The sequence below is a fragment of the Dehalococcoidia bacterium genome (assembly GCA_041653995.1).
Classification (GTDB): domain Bacteria; phylum Chloroflexota; class Dehalococcoidia; order GIF9; family UBA5629; genus CAIMUM01.
This window is the reverse complement of sequence record JBAZEK010000002.1, coordinates 382,898-397,748: the sequence shown is the minus strand read 5'-3', so window position 1 is coordinate 397,748 and position 14,851 is coordinate 382,898. Positions and strand designations below refer to the sequence as shown.

Here is a 14,851-nt window from a genome sequence, read left to right as displayed (position 1 = left end):
ACCCTCTCGGCGCCTTATTCCGCCTTTTCCTTGCTCTTAGTGGAGCTCTTCGTTGAACTCTTCGCTGAGCTCTTTGCTGCGGTCTTTACTTCGGCCTTTGCCTCTTTCTTTTCATCCCACAGCTCTTCGATGCGCCTGACGGCATCTACATCCAGCACCAGCATCCTGTACGACAGCAAGTCAGCCACGTTCAGCATGGAAACCATGGTGGTCTTGATGCCCGGCAGGTTGGAACACGCTTTTGTTATATTGTCCTTACCCAGGGCGACGCCAATGATAGCTGTATCGTCGACTCCCAGAGCGAACAGGATATCAGACATCAGCCTGGTCTTGGGCTCCTTCAGGTCAAGCTTTTTAAGCACTTTCACCTCGCCGCCGCTGACCTTGCCCGAAAGAACGCTGCGCAGAGCCAACCTGCGCATTTTCTTGGGCATGTCCTGCCGGTAGCTGCGGGGATGCGGACCGAAGACCACACCACCGCCCTTGAGCAGCGGCGATGAAGCAGGACCGCGCCTAGCCCTGCCGGTGTGCTTCTGGGCATATGCTTTCTTGGTGCTCCTGCTTACATCCGAGCGGGTCTGCGTATCAGCTGTACCCTGTCTCCTGTTTGCCAGTTGCCTGAGCAGGGCCTGGTGTACCACCGCTTCATTTACGGTCTGGCCGAATACGTAACCACTGACCGTTATCTTGCCCGTCTTTTCGCCTTTCAAATCAAATACTTCTATATCCACGTCAGTAACCTTTTTATGATGCTTTCTCAATCAGCAGAATGCCGCCCCTGGCACCCGGGACCGCGCCCTTCAGCAGCAATACATTTTTGGCGGTGTCGACTTCGATCACAACCAGATTGCGCGCTGTGACCTTGCTGGCCCCCATATGCCCGGCCATGCGCAGGCCTTTGAATACACGTCCCGGCGTGGTCGTGGATCCGACCGAACCCGGGGCTCGGTGCCTGTCGGACTGGCCATGCGTCTTGGGTCCGCCCTTGAAGTGATACCTTTTAACTCCACCGGCGAATCCCTTGCCCTTGGAAATGCCCTCGACCTGTACTATATCACCGGCCTTGAACATCCCTGCATCGATTTTCTGTCCGACCTGGTAATCTTTTACATCATCCATGCGCAGCTCGCGCAGGTAGCGGTAATTCCCATTTTCCTTTAAATGTCCCTTCTCCGCCTTGCCCAGCTTCTTCGCTTCTCCAAAGCCGATCTGCACAGCGTTATATTTGTCCTTCTCAACCGTCTTGACCTGCGTGACACAGCAAGGTCCGGCCTCTATGGCAGTAACAGCTATCTCCAGGTTCTCCCTGTACAATTGCGTCATTCCAATTTTTTTTCCGAGTATGCCAGCCATTTCTCTTAATCCTACAATCTAATATCGATTTCTACGCCCGAAGGCAACTGAAGTTGGGTAAGCGCATCGATGGTCTTGGTTGTCGGGCCGACTATGTCGATCAGCCTCTTGTGAGTGCGCATCTCAAATTGCTCACGGGAATCCTTATCAATAAAACCTGACCTGATCACGCAAAACTTCTCAATCCTCGTCGGTAGAGGCACCGGACCGATCACCTCGGCGCCCGATTTTATTGCAGTTTCAACTATCTGCCCTGCGGACTGGTCGACCAGCCTGTGATCGTATCCCCTCAGTTTAATTCTTATCTTCTGCTTGGTCATTTACCTACCCTTCGATTTAGCTAACATTTCCTCGAGAATACCGGCCGGTACTTCGCTGTACTGGAGGAATTCCATTGAATACGTGGCCCTGCCCTGGGTCGCCGACCTTAAAGAGGTCGCGTATCCGAAAGATTCGGCCAGGGGTACAAAACAGTGTATTACGCAGGTCTCTCCGTGCGTCTCGATGCCCTGTATCTGTCCCCGCCTGGAATTGAGATCGCCTATAACATCTCCCATAAAGGATGATGGAGTGACTGCTTCCAGTCTCATAATAGGTTCCAGGACTACCGGCTTTGCCCTGGCCACGCCTTCTTTCAGTGCAATGGAGCCGGCCATTTTGAAGGCCATCTCCGATGAATCGACGTCGTGTTCGCTTCCATCAAATACTGATACCTTTATATCAACCAGCGGATATCCACTGACGCCGCCGGAATCCAGCGCTTCCTTAACACCCGCTTCAATGGCAGGTATGTACTGCCGGGATATATCACCGCCGCGTACTGCATTAATAAATTTAAATCCACTATTACGCTCACCCGGCTCTATCCTCAGCCAGCAGTGTCCATACTGGCCATGGCCACCTGTTTGACGAATAAAACGGCCCTCCGCTTCAACAGATACGGTGACTGTTTCTTTGTAGGCTACCTGCGGCTTGCCCACCCTGACCTGAACGCCGAACTCCCTCATCATGCGGTCTATCAGCACCTCGAGGTGCAGTTCACCCATGCCCGAAATGAGAGTCTGTCCGGTTTCTTCGTTGGTTTTAACCTTGAATGTGGGATCCTCTTCCGAAAGCCTGCCCATGGCATCGCTGAGTTTATCCTGGTCAGCCTTGCTCTTGGGCTCAACCGCCATATGGATGACCGGTTCGGGGAATTTGATATCCTCAAGCAGTACTGATTGCCCGGCATCGCATAGCGTATCGCCCGTGAAAGTATTCTTCAGCCCCAGGGTGGCCGCTATACAGCCCGTATCGACTTCGTCGATCTCTTCGCGTTTGTTGGCGTGCATTAGCAGCAGTCTTCCAAGACGCTCTCTGTTTTGCCTGCTCGCATTATATATTTGCGCGCCTACCTTAATATTACCCGAATAAACCCGGAAATATACCAGCCTGCCCACAAACGGATCTGATACCACTTTAAATGCAAGCGCCGTAAAAGGCTCATTGTCGCTGGCCGGACGCGCGACTTCCTGCCCTGTCGTGGTATCAATAACCTTGAGCGCCGGCTTATCCAGCGGCGACGGCAGGTAGTCGACTACGGCATCCAGCACCAGCTGTATACCTTTATTTCGCAGGGCGGTGCCGCAGACTATCGGTACAATCCTGTTGGCTACGGTCAGACGTCTGATCGCGGCCTTAATATCGTCCTCTCCGATCTCCTGATTATCAACATATTTGAGCATGAGCTGGTCGTCGTTTTCAGCCAGCTTCTCTATCATATCGTGCCTGGCCTTGGCGATCTCATCCCTCATATCCGCAGGGATCTCAGCTTCAGCCGGCTCCTCCGATACCTCGTCCGGGAAAGTCCAGGCTTTTTTGGTGACCAGATCGACTACGCCGGAGAAAAGGTTCTCTTTGCCCAGCGGAACCTGTATGGCTACCGTTTTGGCCTTGAGCCTTTCCTCTATCATCTCGATTGTCCGCATGAAATCGGCGCCCACCCTGTCCATTTTATTGATAAAGCATATCCTGGGCACGCCGTATCTATCGGCCTGGCGCCAGACAGTCTCCGACTGTGCTTCCACCCCGGCTACAGCATCCAGCACGACTACGCCTCCATCGAGGACGCGCAGGCTGCGCTCAACTTCAGCCGTGAAATCCACATGTCCCGGAGTGTCGATAATATTGATGCGGTAATCTTTCCAGTGGCAGGTGGTGGCTGCCGAAGTGATCGTTATGCCCCGCTCTCTCTCCTGTGCCATCCAGTCCATGACTGCGGTGCCGTCATGCACCTCACCGACCTTGTATGTTCGGCCGGTATAGAAAAGGATGCGTTCCGTAGTTGTGGTTTTACCGGCATCGATATGGGCGATGATGCCGATGTTCCGAACCTTGTCCAGGGGAAACGATCTCGTCACTTTATTGTTACCCTGACCCGTTCTGGGCCGGGATTCCTTAACGCCTGCTGTTACCATCGATAATGCGCAAATGCCTTATTTGCCTCTGCCATCTTGTGGGTATCCTGCTTCTTCTTGATGGAGTTGCCCTGTCCCTGGGCTGCATCCATCAACTCTGCGGCCAGCCTTTCAGCCATCGACCTTCCGCCGCGGTCCCTGGCATATGTAATGATCCATTTGGTGGCCAGGAACTCGCCGCGCTCCGGGCTTACCTCAATGGGTACCTGATATGTAGCACCGCCCACGCGCCTTGACTTGACCTGAAGCGCGGGGGTGGCGTTTTTCATTGCCTGTTCAAAAATATTGAGAGGTTCGGTCTTCATCTGCTTGTTGATGCGATCAAATGCTTCGTAGACAATACCCTGGGCAGTGGATTTCTTGCCCTTATACATTATTTTATTAATAAACCTGGCAACCACCGGGCTCCCGTACTTGGGATCCGGGCTCACTTCCCTGTTTACAAATTTGGCTCGCCTTGACATAATATCTCCCCGTTATATTTAGCTGGCCGCTGCAGGCGCTTTGGGAGCTTTCGCCCCGTATTTACTTCTCCCCTGCCTGCGTTTTTCGACTCCCGCAGCATCGAGTGTACCGCGGATGATGTGATAGCGGACGCCCGGCAGGTCTTTGACCCTGCCGCCGCGTATGAGAACTACCGAGTGCTCCTGAAGATTGTGTCCCTCTCCCGGTATATATGCCGTAACTTCGATGTGATTTGTCAGCCGTACGCGGGCGATCTTACGTAACGCCGAGTTAGGCTTTTTCGGTGTCATTGTTTTAACCTGCACACATACGCCACGTTTCTGCGGAGAACATACACCCTTCCTCGATTTGTTCTTCAAGGTGTTGTAGATCACCTGCAACGCGGGAGACTTGGTCTTCCTGGCCATCTTATGGCGGCCCTTCCTGACCAACTGATTCACTGTCGGCATACTAATCTCTTCCTTAAATATATATTCCCTGTTTTCGGCAAATTAAAAAGCCACCCAGTTGTCCCCGGACTACTTCCCGATCTGGCCCACATCCCGGGTCAACCAGCCGGCTTGATTGTTATCCAGGTCACGCAAAATCCGCGCGAAACTAATGAATATTAGCGCAACTTTGCAACAAATGGAAATATTAACATACGAATTCAATCCCTGTCAACAATAGCCGACCTACGTGATTTGAAGTGCCCGTCGTAACCTGGACTTTTCACCCGTGAAAAATCCCCTGCCTGTGCATCCGGCAGCCGGAAATTTTGCTGTACAATATACATGGCCCGTTTTAAACAATCCTCTAAATTAAAGGAGACGACATATGACGAGACAGGCAGACCCTTTTGAAGTATACGCCGAGCTGAAGTCCCGCGTAGAAAAGAATAAGTTCCCCGTGGATCCTATTTATATTGATCTGGCCAACAGGATCTTCCCCGGCGATAAAGAAATCATGCCCAGGATCCTGGCCTGCCTGGCCAATGCCGAACAGATCAAGATCGTTGCGGCGCTGCCCGATCTCGATTTACCACCCTCATCCGGACGTTCGCTCGAAGTTTCAGATACTTTCGCCGGCAAGCTGGGCATGGATAAAACCCTGGTCAGGCAGCATATCCGCGAGCTGTTTGAGAAGGGCCTGGTATTTCCCACCAGGAAAGGCCCCGCCATGGCTCGCACCTTTATGCAGTTGCACGATGCTGCGCTGGGCAATCCCAACTATGATAAAAGCCTGGGCCGGATTTATTATGATCTCTGGGGTTCCATCGAAGGCCCGATGACCAAACCAGCGCCTGCTAACCTGCCCGCCGGCCACGCCAGTGAATTCAGGGTTGTGCCGCGCTGGCCTTCCATTAAGGACGTGCCGGGGGTTCAGCCTTTCGAAAACGCACCTGCCCTGCTTAAATCCCGCAGCCTGATTGCAGTTATGCGCTGCGGCTGCAAAGCGTCGCACACTGACCGCTGGTGCGGCGTGCCGCAAGAGTCATGTATAACGCTGGACCGCACCGCCGAGTATAACCTGGATAGGAAAACGGGCAGGAAGATATCCGCCGACGAGGCCATAGCCATTATTCAGAATTTCGACAAGCAGCCGGCTGTGCATGTAACCGTAAACCAGCGTGAGGTAACGCAGCTCCTCTGCAACTGCCATTACTGCTGCTGTCTTGCCATCAAAATCGCCCAGAAGAGCCGTTTTATCTCGGTGGTCGACCCCGTAAAGTGCAAAGGTTGCGGGGTCTGTGTGGAAAGGTGCCAGTTCCAGGCCGTTTCAATGAAAAAATATGACGGGATCGAGGGCGAAAGATCTTTCACAGAACCCGAGATATGCAGGGGTTGTGGGAGCTGCAACATCACCTGCAAGTCGGGTGCCCGTAGCATGAAGTTGGTGCGTCCGCTTGAACATGTACCGGAGACGCTGAGCATCTATTAACTCTGAGCAGGCCGATGCGCCTGCCCGGGATATATATTTTAGATGGGATTGTTCCATTGCCCCCTGGGGGCGCCGTACTATGACGACGATGCCTGCATCGATTGCGGGCTGTGTTACGCCACGACGGCCGAAGAGAAAGTGGAGGCTTCCCGAAAGATAAGGGAATATATGAAAACACACATACCCCGCGCATCTGCCGTGAGCAAGATCGCGGTTTGCGGCAAGGGTGGCTCGGGCAAGACTACGGCCGTCGCATTGCTGGCGCTGGCGCTCAAAGAGGCCGGGCGCAGGGTGATAGTCATCGACGCTGACGAGTCGAATCCCGGCCTGGGCAGGATGCTTGGAATCAAGGGAGAGCCTCAAGCGCTCAGCGATCTATTTAATGAAGACGGCAAGTTCTCGCAGCGCGAGCGGTTTTCCATGGACGATATCCCTCCCGGATTTGTGTCGTCTGAAGACGGTGTACGGTTTATGGCGGTGGGGAAGATACTCGACCCCTTTCAGGGCTGCGCCTGCTCGCTGGCTGAGTCGGCGCGCAGCATAGTCGAGAAGCTCGAATTGAAAGAAGACGAGGTGCTGGTTTTGGACATGGAGGCGGGCGTCGAGAGCTTCGGCCGGGGCGTGGAAAGGCAGGCCGATACAATACTGGCTGTTGTTGAGCCCTCCCTCGAGTCCATAATTGTGGCCGGTCGCATCGCTCAGATGGCGCAGGGAATGGGCATCGGCCGGGTGGGCGCTATCCTCAACAAGATGTCTTCCATAAGTATGTCGGCCCGCGCCAGGCAGGAACTGGAAAAGCGCGATGTGAAAATATATGGCGTTTTGAACTACAACCCGAATCTGGCCGAAGCAGCTTTCGAGGGAAAGCCGGTGCGTGACCGTATTGCCGCTAAAGAGGCCGGCATCATTGTTGATGATTTATACAAAGCTCTATGATCGGCAACAGCCGATCTACGTTAGCATTAAACCTTGTTGCCCGGCCGGCAGCTCAATAGTGAAAACGGCTCCTTTGCCCAGTGCGCTTTCGACGTAAATTCTGCCCCCATGATCACGGACTATACTGTGGCATATGCTCAGTCCCAGGCCCGTTCCTTCCCCGGACTGCTTGGTGGTGTAGAAAGGATCGAACAAATGGTCCAGCTTATCGGCCGACATTCCGGGGCCGTCATCCCCTATGGCCAACTTTATATTGCCGCCGTATACATCCGTTTTAATGCTGAGCGTGCCGCGCTCGTGGGCCTGGTACATAAAATACTCCGCGTTTAATATGATATTGAGTATGGCCTGTTGAATCCGTGCAGGATCGCAATAGACCGAGGGCAAACCTTCCGACAGTTCCAGCTTCACATCGATATTCTCTTTCTGCATCCGGCTCTGTCTTAGATTGAGCACGTTCTCAATCAGGATATTTATTTGCTCCGCCCTCTTCTCGGCGACCTGGCCGCGCGAAAACGTGAGGAAGTTCTTGATTACTTCAGCCGCCCTCTTGCTCTCTTTATAAATAGACTCCACATCCTCTCTTATCTCCGGGGATGTGGCAGGGTTCTGCTGCAGTAGATAAGCGAATCCCATCACCGCGGTAAGCGGATTGTTGATCTCATGGGCCAGGCCGCCCGCCATCTCACCCAGAGAAACGAGCCGGTCGGCGACGATAAGGTTCTCGGTCACTACCTTCTGCTCGGTAATGTCCCTGGTAACACCTATTATCCCGCTTATCTTGCCCTCACTGTCTCGAAGAATACTCATTTTCTCATGTGCCCAGTAGCTTTTCCCATCACCGGCCTTAATTTTATACTCAATGACTTGTATCTCCGCCTCACCTTCCACCAGCGCCCGCATCGAGGCCTGCTGTTGCCTGGCATCCTTTGGATCCATCCCCAACCTTGCGGCCCACTCGCCGGAAGTGACGATATCTTTCACTTCATCTGCTTTAAATCCGGTATACAATTCTATTGACGGGCTGATATAGATTGGTTTCAAATCCAGGCCTACCGTCCATATCACGTCCAGGGAATTTTCCGCCAGCAGGCGGTACCGCTCCTCGCTCTGCCTCAATGCCTCCGCAGCCCTTTGCCTTTCGGTGATATCCGTCATCAGCACCAGGACGGCGGGTTTGCCTTCCCACTTAAAAGTGGTCGCTCTCATCTCCGCCCATTTTATCGCTCCATCCTTATCAATAAACCTGAAGGGATACAACGACGGCACCTTTTCATGGCTTGCCCAGGACGTGTAGTATCCCATAACCATTTGCTTATCGTCCGGATGAATAAACTCAATAAAAGGCCTGGACAGGAATTCTTCCCTGCTGTGGAGCATAATTTCAAATGTCCTGTCATTGACATATTTAACGATGGAGTCCTGCACAACCGCGATGGCCTCATTGGCATTTTCCACTAATAGCCGGTATTTCTCCTCCGATTCGCGTAACTCCTTCTCCGCTTTTTTCTTCTCAGTAACGTCACGGCCTATACCGAACACGATCTTACGGCCGCGCACCTGGAGGGGTGTGAGCGTGAGTTCGAGTACCTTTATCTTTCCCCAGACATAATAATCACGCTCTACCGTCCCTCCTATCTCCCAAATTTTGCGAAGATTCGCATACCAGTCCTCATCAAGATAAGGAGGCAGCGTATTTTTCACGTTCATAGCCAGGAATTCTTCTCGCGTACACTCGAGAAAGGCCAGCGCGGCGTCATTGCCGTCAATGTAGTTGCCCTCCATATCCTTTACCAGTATAGGGTTGGGAGTACCGGCAAACAGCGTACGGTAACGTTCTTCGCTCTCCTTCAGCGCTTCCCTGTCTGTGATATGGGCAATGAAAGTGCCCAGGTCCGCCGCAATGGCCTCGACCACGCTGCGGGCGTTGAAGGGGATCTCATCAAGTACATGGGAGGCGATATTCAGGCATGCTACGGCCCTGCCGTCATGTATAACCGGTATAACACCAAGGCCCTTCAGGCCCTCCGCCTGTCGAATCTCGTCCGTCGGTTCATCGATTTCGTTGTAAGTTGAGTAAACCGGTACGCCGTTTTTAATGATAAGGGCATTTGGCTCCGAATCTTTATAATAGGTAACCTGCCTGACGAAATCATCGGACAGCCCTCTGGAAACCGCCAGGTTGAATCCTAAGGCAACGGGATCCGCCAGGTAGATACCTCCGCAGTCCATGCCGGATACCAGAATCGCAGTGTCCAGGCACAGCTTCAATGCTTCATCAAGGTTCTCGATGCCGTTGAGGGCTACGGCCAGGTCTCTCTGCACCCGCATCTCTTCCTGCGCTTTCTTACGCTCGGCAGATTCCTGTTTCAACCTTTCGCTCAAGGCTTCCAGATGGGCAGCCCGCTCATGCATCTGCTTCAGCAGTCCCTGTCGCTGCCTGCGTACCTCATCCTTCAGCTCGGCATGCTCAATTACGACCTGTAGATGGCCTGAAACCGACTCTATCGTCTCTACCATGTACGGCGTTATTCCTCCGGCAACAGGGCTGATCAGCAGGATATATCCAGTTATCTTTCCCGCCAGCCTGACCGGTATCAGCGCCAGCGATTTGCAACCATACGAATTCATGGCATCATTCACCAGTTTCCTCAGGCTGCCCACCAGACCATCTGCTATAGCAAGCGTATCGCCCAGGCAAAGAGAGTCTTTTTCGCCGCAGGAAAACTCCGCTCCGGCTTCGCTGAAGAGCATCTCGACAGCGGGCTGGGAAATGGCTTTATTGGCGTCCCACAGGCCCGGGCTCTGCCCGGTCATGGCTTTCAGTGTCCTGTTTCCATAAGTATCCGAGATTATTACTTCTATAAACGGACAGCGGCTGTAACCTTTGAGCAGACTCACCAGATCATCCAGCAGCGGCTGGATCGACTGGTGCATCAATGCTGCCGCATAATAGTCCGTCATCAGGCGTTCTCTGTTCCTCAGCCCGGCTTCTTCAGTCACATCCCTGATCTGCAGATTCATGCCTTCCAGCCGTTTCTTCTTTGACAAATACGGCGTGAGCTTCAAATTCCAGAATCGAGTTGGCTGGCCCGGTCTGGTTATGGGCTGGGCCTGAACCTCCAGTTGCCGGCCTGCTTGCTTTACCCTGCGCCACAACTCCCTGAACTCATCATCTTTGCCCGGCACTCCCCATAGCGCGTTCTTCCTCAACTTGCGGCCGGTTAGCTTCCTGAGCGGCAGACCGCTGATGGCGGAAAAGCTTGCGTTGCAGTAAGTGATTACACCTGCTTTATCGAAGATACATATCCCGTCCGGCAGGCCGCCCAGCAGGGTGGTCATCTGCCCTCCTGCCGGCTCCGGTTTCCCGGTAGGATTGCGCCTTTTTACCGCCCTGCTCTTCCTGGGTGCGGGGCTCTGCCCGATGGCTTTCATAACGGTTTGTCTGGCCCTGTTCTTATCAGATTTTTTTGCCATCCTTATTTCCTCTCCCCGCTCTCGCAGCTAACCCACCTGTAACAGCTTACTTTATACTCTTTCTCACCTGCACGTGTCAACGGTATAATCCGCATTCGGACATATCCTGTAGGCCGTATTGAGCAACGCTCCGCCTTTGTGGCATACCCAAACGGCGGTTATAATTGAAGTCTCACCTTTATTATGCGCATCGACGATAAAATCTTACAGGGCATTGTAAAACCCGCTCGATATACAGGCGGGGAGTGGAATTCCATCCCGAAAAACTGGGAAACAGCCGATCTGCGGGTGGCGCTGGCCTTCCCTGATATCTACGAGGTGGGCATGTCCAATATGGCCATACCTGTTCTCTATGAGATAATCAACGGCATCCCCGGTGCTCTCGCCGAACGCGTTTACGCGCCGTGGATAGACATGGAGCAGGCGCTGCGTCAACATAATCATCCGCTCTGCAGCCTCGAGACCGGGCGCTCGTTGCGCGACTTCGATATCATCGGCTTTTCGCTGGGTTATGAGCTGAGCTACACAACCGTTCTAAATATGCTGGACCTATCAGGGATCCCCGTCTTCAGCGCGCAACGCGACGGATCATATCCCCTGATCATCGCCGGCGGCACCTGTGCCATGAATCCCGAGCCGCTCTCGGACTTCATCGATGTATTCTTCGCAGGTGAAGCTGAAGGCATGCTGGAGGAGATATTGACTGTAGTGCGGCAGCACAAAAATAACAGGAATACCTTGCTGCGCAACCTGGCGAAGCTGCCTGGGATATACGTACCCCGCTTTTACTCAGCGTTATACCGGGAAGATGGGACATTAGCTTCGCTGCATCCGGCGGCGGATAGCGCAGCTCCAGCCGGCATCGCTAAAGCCGTTGCTGATAAGCTAAGGCCGGTGACGCGGCCGGTAGTGCCTTATATAGAGGTAATACACGACCGCGCCGCCGTTGAGATACAACGGGGCTGCAGCCGGGGCTGCCGCTTTTGCCAGGCCGGGATTCTCTATCGCCCGATAAGGGAGCTGCCCGAAGATACCGTGCTCGAAACCGCCGGCTGCCTGCTGGAAAATACCGGATACAATACGCTGGCGCTGATATCCCTCAGCTCCGGCGACTACAGCAATATCCATCACCTTGTCCGGACTCTGTCGGACAGATATGCGAGGGCCGGTATAACCATCTCCCTGCCCAGCCTGAGGTTGGACAAATCTTCCATCGACCTTATCGACTCGCTGCCGGCAGGCCGCAAGACCACACTGACTTTTGCACCGGAAGCCGGCAGCGAGCGCTTACGCCGGGCCATCAATAAATGGATACCCCAGGATGCCATGATGGAAACCTTTGCCTCCGCCTTTGAAAAAGACTGGATGAACCTGAAGCTTTACTTTATGGTAGGACTCCCCACGGAGACGTCTGAGGATGTGAAAGATATTGCCGTCATGGTTGATTCCGTCAGCCGGCTGGGCAAAAGTATACGCGGGCGCCCGCCGCGCGTCAGGGTCTCGGTATCGTCCTTCGTTCCAAAACCGCACACCCCCTGCCAGTGGTCAGCCCAGGATACCGGCGGGCAGCTCGAGGCCAAGCAAGCTATTCTGCAGGGTCTGCTGAGACGGAGCGGTGTAAAGCTCTCCTGGCACGATACTAAAACCAGCCTTCTTGAGGCCGTGCTTGCACGCGGCGACCGTCGCCTGGGCGCCGTAATCTACTCCGCCTGGAAAAAAGGCTGCCGGCTGGCTACCTGGAGCGAGCTTTTCGATTATTCCAGGTGGCAGCAGGCATTTGAAGAGTGTGGAATTGATCCGTCCTTCTATGCACACCGGGAGAGGAACACGTCTGAACTGCTTCCCTGGCAGCATATCAATCCCGGTGTGAGCACCGCTTTCCTCAGGGCCGAGCGGGAAAGGATGTTCTCTGGAGAACTGACCGGTGATTGCCGTGCGGAGGCCTGCAATCTATGCGGGCTGCAGGGCAGCCATCACTCCTGTCGCGCCAGGGCCCGCGAAACAGTTTGAGCACCCGGCTGAGCGTGTCCACGAATTAAACGCGAAATTTGACTTTGAGGTTCAAACAGGATAACCTTTATGTTTTGTTACTAACTCTGGAGAATGACGATGAAAAGACTGGAGCTTGAAGTTTTAAAACGAGAAGTTAAAGGCAAGAAAGTGCGCTTTCTGCGGCGCGGCGGACTGATACCTTGCAACATATACGGCCACGGCATCGAATCGCAGCCCGTGCAGGTCGAAGCCCGCAAGCTCGGCCAGATTATTGCCAGGGCCGGGGGAACTGACCTGATCGCTCTTAAAATGGGCGGCGCTGACGCTTCAGGCATGGTGGTCATCCGTGACGTGCAGCGCAACCCCATGACCGGCGAGCCCATCCATGTGGATTTTTACCAGGTCAATATGGCTGAGAAGCTCAAGGCTGATGTTCCTCTGGTCTTCACCGGCAACGCTCCGGCCTTGAAGCTCAAGAACGTCTCCCTGTTACATGCTATGACATCGCTCCAGATCGAAGCACTGCCCGACGACCTCCCGCATAATATCGAGGTCGACATCTCCAGCCTCGCCCTTCCCGAGCAGTCCATTCATGTTAAGGACCTGAAGGTCAGCGACAAAATCACCATCCTGGCCGATCCCGACCAGATGCTGATCAAGGTCGCTGAGGTCCGCAAAGTTGTTGAAGAGGTTCCGGCGGTAGAGGCTCCGGCAGAGGGTGAAGAAGCAGCAGCCGAAGCAGCAGAGGGTGAAGAGGCGGCAGCAACATCTGAAGAGAAGCCCGAGAAGAAATAATACAGTCTTTATAAAAGCCCCCTCTTTAATCCGAGGGGGCTTTTCTTTTTCTATTCATGCTTTCGCACGAACTCGTCGAGTTCATGCAGATACAGTTCCATGCCCTCGGCAAAAATCGTATTGTGGTCCGCTTCAGGTATAACCACCATCTTCTTATCGGCGGTGGCCAGATTGCGGAAGATTTTCTCACCCTGGTCGAGCGGCACGATGGAATCATATTCCCCGTGTATCACCAGCGCAGGTATGGCTATTTTGACGACCCTATCAAAGCCCGGCGTGGGGGGAGCCGGCCTTCCGCCCGGTTGCGCTATCTTCACCATCCTTCCCAGCAGGTCTGTGATATCGCAGAAACCGCTCTCAATCACCAGTCCTTTGAAATCAGCCGTATAGGCGGCGGCCAACTCGATGGCCGGGCCGCTGCCCAGCGAGCGCCCCATAATAAAACGTCCGCCCATATAACCTTTTTCATCTAATAAAGCATGGAACCATTTTGCTATAGTATGGGCATCCCTCATCATGCCGGACACCGAAGGCCTTCCCCCGCTGCTGCCATATCCCCGGTAATCTGCAACCAGAAGGTTCAGGCCGATGTTGTTGAACGCGTCACCGATGTCTTCATATTCGCCGGCCAGCTCGCCGTTTCCATGGAAAAAAAGCAGGTTGGCGTTCTGCGCATCCCCGAAATAGAACCGGCAGGAGATATCGACGCCGTCTTCCACGGGTACCATGTATCCCGTTGAGCGTTCGCTGTCGGCCGTCCTGTAATAGTCACTCCTGGGATAAAAAACGAAGTTAAGTATAGCGGGATGGTCAAAAGCCTTATATTCCTGCCAGCTGTCAGCCATATATCAACCTCCCTAATAATATGATCTGACTACCTTGCCGCTGATTGTCCCGCCTATTTCCAGCAGACCGTACGACTCATCGGCGCGGCCCGGATTAAACAGCAGCACGCCGTTTATTGTAATATTCGTGGCTATATGGCTGTGGCCGAATACAACCGCATCGGCGCCCGGGAAAAGCTCCATCACGCGGCTTTCCAGCCCGGCAGGCCCGCCGCTGCCGTGCACGATGCCGATTTTCTTCCCTTCCAGTTCAATCAACTGCTGCGGGGGAAGGCTCACTCTTACTTCGGGGAGGTCCATATTTCCGTATACGCCTTGCACCGGCGCCAGCGTCTGCAAACCCCGTATCACATCCATGGTTACGATATCGCCGGCGTGAACGATCAGATCCACCGTCCCAAGGACGCGTACAAGTTCCGACGGAAGCTGGCTGAAATGCCTCAGGTGTGTATCCGAGATAACGCCGATCCGTACCATATAAATCCTGTGTTAGTATAATTCGGACGTTAATATAGAGTAAAGGCCGGTCAGGCCGGATAATAAAACTCCCGCCCCCGTGAGGGTGGGGGCGGGAGTTAAGAGGAGGTGATACCCTTGTTTTTTACCAGGAGC

General features: G+C 53.8%; 13 protein-coding genes. 4 read left to right on the top strand and 9 right to left on the bottom strand.

Going from position 1 to position 14,851, the window contains the following annotated elements; translation table 11 throughout:
• Positions 1-14: 14 nt before the first annotated feature.
• The 6 genes from rplD to rpsL are packed head-to-tail and all read right to left on the bottom strand — an operon-like array spanning position 15 to position 4,723.
• Entirely contained in the window at positions 15-761 is a 747-nt protein-coding gene (gene rplD / locus WC359_08040) for a 50S ribosomal protein L4 (GenBank protein ID MFA5400372.1), read from the bottom strand.
• Positions 745-1,353 carry a 50S ribosomal protein L3 gene (rplC, locus tag WC359_08035; protein MFA5400371.1) on the bottom strand — a complete coding sequence of 203 codons (609 nt, stop codon included), beginning with the start codon at positions 1,351-1,353 and terminating at the stop codon, positions 745-747. The genes rplD and rplC overlap by 17 nt, the downstream gene beginning before the upstream one ends.
• A gap of 11 nt (positions 1,354-1,364) precedes the next feature.
• A complete protein-coding gene (rpsJ, locus tag WC359_08030) occupies positions 1,365-1,673 on the bottom strand; it encodes a 30S ribosomal protein S10 (GenBank protein MFA5400370.1) in 309 nt (102 codons plus the stop codon).
• Entirely contained in the window at positions 1,674-3,752 is a 2,079-nt protein-coding gene (fusA, locus tag WC359_08025; GenBank protein MFA5400369.1) for an elongation factor G, read from the bottom strand. It lies immediately after the preceding gene.
• A 50-nt stretch (positions 3,753-3,802) separates the two neighbouring features.
• A complete protein-coding gene (gene rpsG, locus WC359_08020) occupies positions 3,803-4,273 on the bottom strand; it encodes a 30S ribosomal protein S7 (GenBank protein ID MFA5400368.1) in 471 nt (156 codons plus the stop codon).
• An 18-nt stretch (positions 4,274-4,291) separates the two neighbouring features.
• On the bottom strand, positions 4,292-4,723 hold the full coding sequence (gene rpsL, locus WC359_08015; GenBank protein ID MFA5400367.1) for a 30S ribosomal protein S12: 432 nt from the start codon (positions 4,721-4,723) through the stop codon (positions 4,292-4,294).
• Positions 4,724-5,090: 367 nt separating this feature from the next.
• Here rpsL and WC359_08010 point away from each other — a divergent pair, with 367 nt between their 5' ends.
• Both WC359_08010 and WC359_08005 read left to right on the top strand, forming a co-directional pair.
• Positions 5,091-6,194, top strand: coding sequence for a 4Fe-4S binding protein (locus tag WC359_08010; GenBank protein ID MFA5400366.1), 1,104 nt, complete (start codon positions 5,091-5,093; stop codon positions 6,192-6,194).
• 42 nt (positions 6,195-6,236) lie between these two features.
• Positions 6,237-7,130 carry a P-loop NTPase gene (locus WC359_08005; protein ID MFA5400365.1) on the top strand — a complete coding sequence of 298 codons (894 nt, stop codon included), beginning with the start codon at positions 6,237-6,239 and terminating at the stop codon, positions 7,128-7,130.
• Between the two features lie 15 nt (positions 7,131-7,145).
• Here the strand turns inward: WC359_08005 and WC359_08000 are convergent, their stop codons facing one another.
• Positions 7,146-10,607, bottom strand: coding sequence for a PAS domain S-box protein (locus WC359_08000; protein ID MFA5400364.1), 3,462 nt, complete (start codon positions 10,605-10,607; stop codon positions 7,146-7,148).
• 183 nt (positions 10,608-10,790) lie between these two features.
• On the opposite strand from WC359_08000, the gene WC359_07995 reads away from it, so the two are divergent.
• Together WC359_07995 and WC359_07990 are read left to right on the top strand one after the other, a co-directional pair.
• Entirely contained in the window at positions 10,791-12,617 is a 1,827-nt protein-coding gene (locus WC359_07995) for a TIGR03960 family B12-binding radical SAM protein (protein ID MFA5400363.1), read from the top strand.
• A gap of 99 nt (positions 12,618-12,716) precedes the next feature.
• A complete protein-coding gene (locus WC359_07990; protein ID MFA5400362.1) occupies positions 12,717-13,394 on the top strand; it encodes a 50S ribosomal protein L25 in 678 nt (225 codons plus the stop codon).
• A gap of 50 nt (positions 13,395-13,444) precedes the next feature.
• On the opposite strand, the gene WC359_07985 is transcribed toward WC359_07990, so the two are convergent.
• Both WC359_07985 and WC359_07980 read right to left on the bottom strand, forming a co-directional pair.
• Positions 13,445-14,239: an alpha/beta fold hydrolase gene (locus WC359_07985; protein MFA5400361.1), complete on the bottom strand. Its 795-nt coding sequence runs from the start codon at positions 14,237-14,239 to the stop codon at positions 13,445-13,447.
• Positions 14,240-14,251: 12 nt separating this feature from the next.
• Positions 14,252-14,716, bottom strand: a complete 465-nt coding sequence (locus tag WC359_07980) for a metallophosphoesterase family protein (GenBank protein ID MFA5400360.1) — start codon at positions 14,714-14,716, stop codon at positions 14,252-14,254.
• Positions 14,717-14,851: the final 135 nt, after the last annotated feature.

Bases quoted from the DNA above. Each gene is read 5' to 3' on its own strand.
- rplC (MFA5400371.1), bottom strand. From the start codon at position 1,353: ATGGCTGGCATACTCGGAAAAAAAATTGGAATGACGCAATTGTACAGG.
- rpsJ (MFA5400370.1), bottom strand. From the start codon at position 1,673: ATGACCAAGCAGAAGATAAGAATTAAACTGAGGGGATACGATCACAGG.
- rpsG (MFA5400368.1), bottom strand. From the start codon at position 4,273: ATGTCAAGGCGAGCCAAATTTGTAAACAGGGAAGTGAGCCCGGATCCC.
- rpsL (MFA5400367.1), bottom strand. From the start codon at position 4,723: ATGCCGACAGTGAATCAGTTGGTCAGGAAGGGCCGCCATAAGATGGCC.
- WC359_08010 (MFA5400366.1), top strand. From the start codon at position 5,091: ATGACGAGACAGGCAGACCCTTTTGAAGTATACGCCGAGCTGAAGTCC.
- WC359_08005 (MFA5400365.1), top strand. From the start codon at position 6,237: ATGGGATTGTTCCATTGCCCCCTGGGGGCGCCGTACTATGACGACGAT.
- WC359_08000 (MFA5400364.1), bottom strand. From the start codon at position 10,607: ATGGCAAAAAAATCTGATAAGAACAGGGCCAGACAAACCGTTATGAAA.
- WC359_07995 (MFA5400363.1), top strand. From the start codon at position 10,791: ATGCGCATCGACGATAAAATCTTACAGGGCATTGTAAAACCCGCTCGA.
- WC359_07990 (MFA5400362.1), top strand. From the start codon at position 12,717: ATGAAAAGACTGGAGCTTGAAGTTTTAAAACGAGAAGTTAAAGGCAAG.
- WC359_07985 (MFA5400361.1), bottom strand. From the start codon at position 14,239: ATGGCTGACAGCTGGCAGGAATATAAGGCTTTTGACCATCCCGCTATA.
- WC359_07980 (MFA5400360.1), bottom strand. From the start codon at position 14,716: ATGGTACGGATCGGCGTTATCTCGGATACACACCTGAGGCATTTCAGC.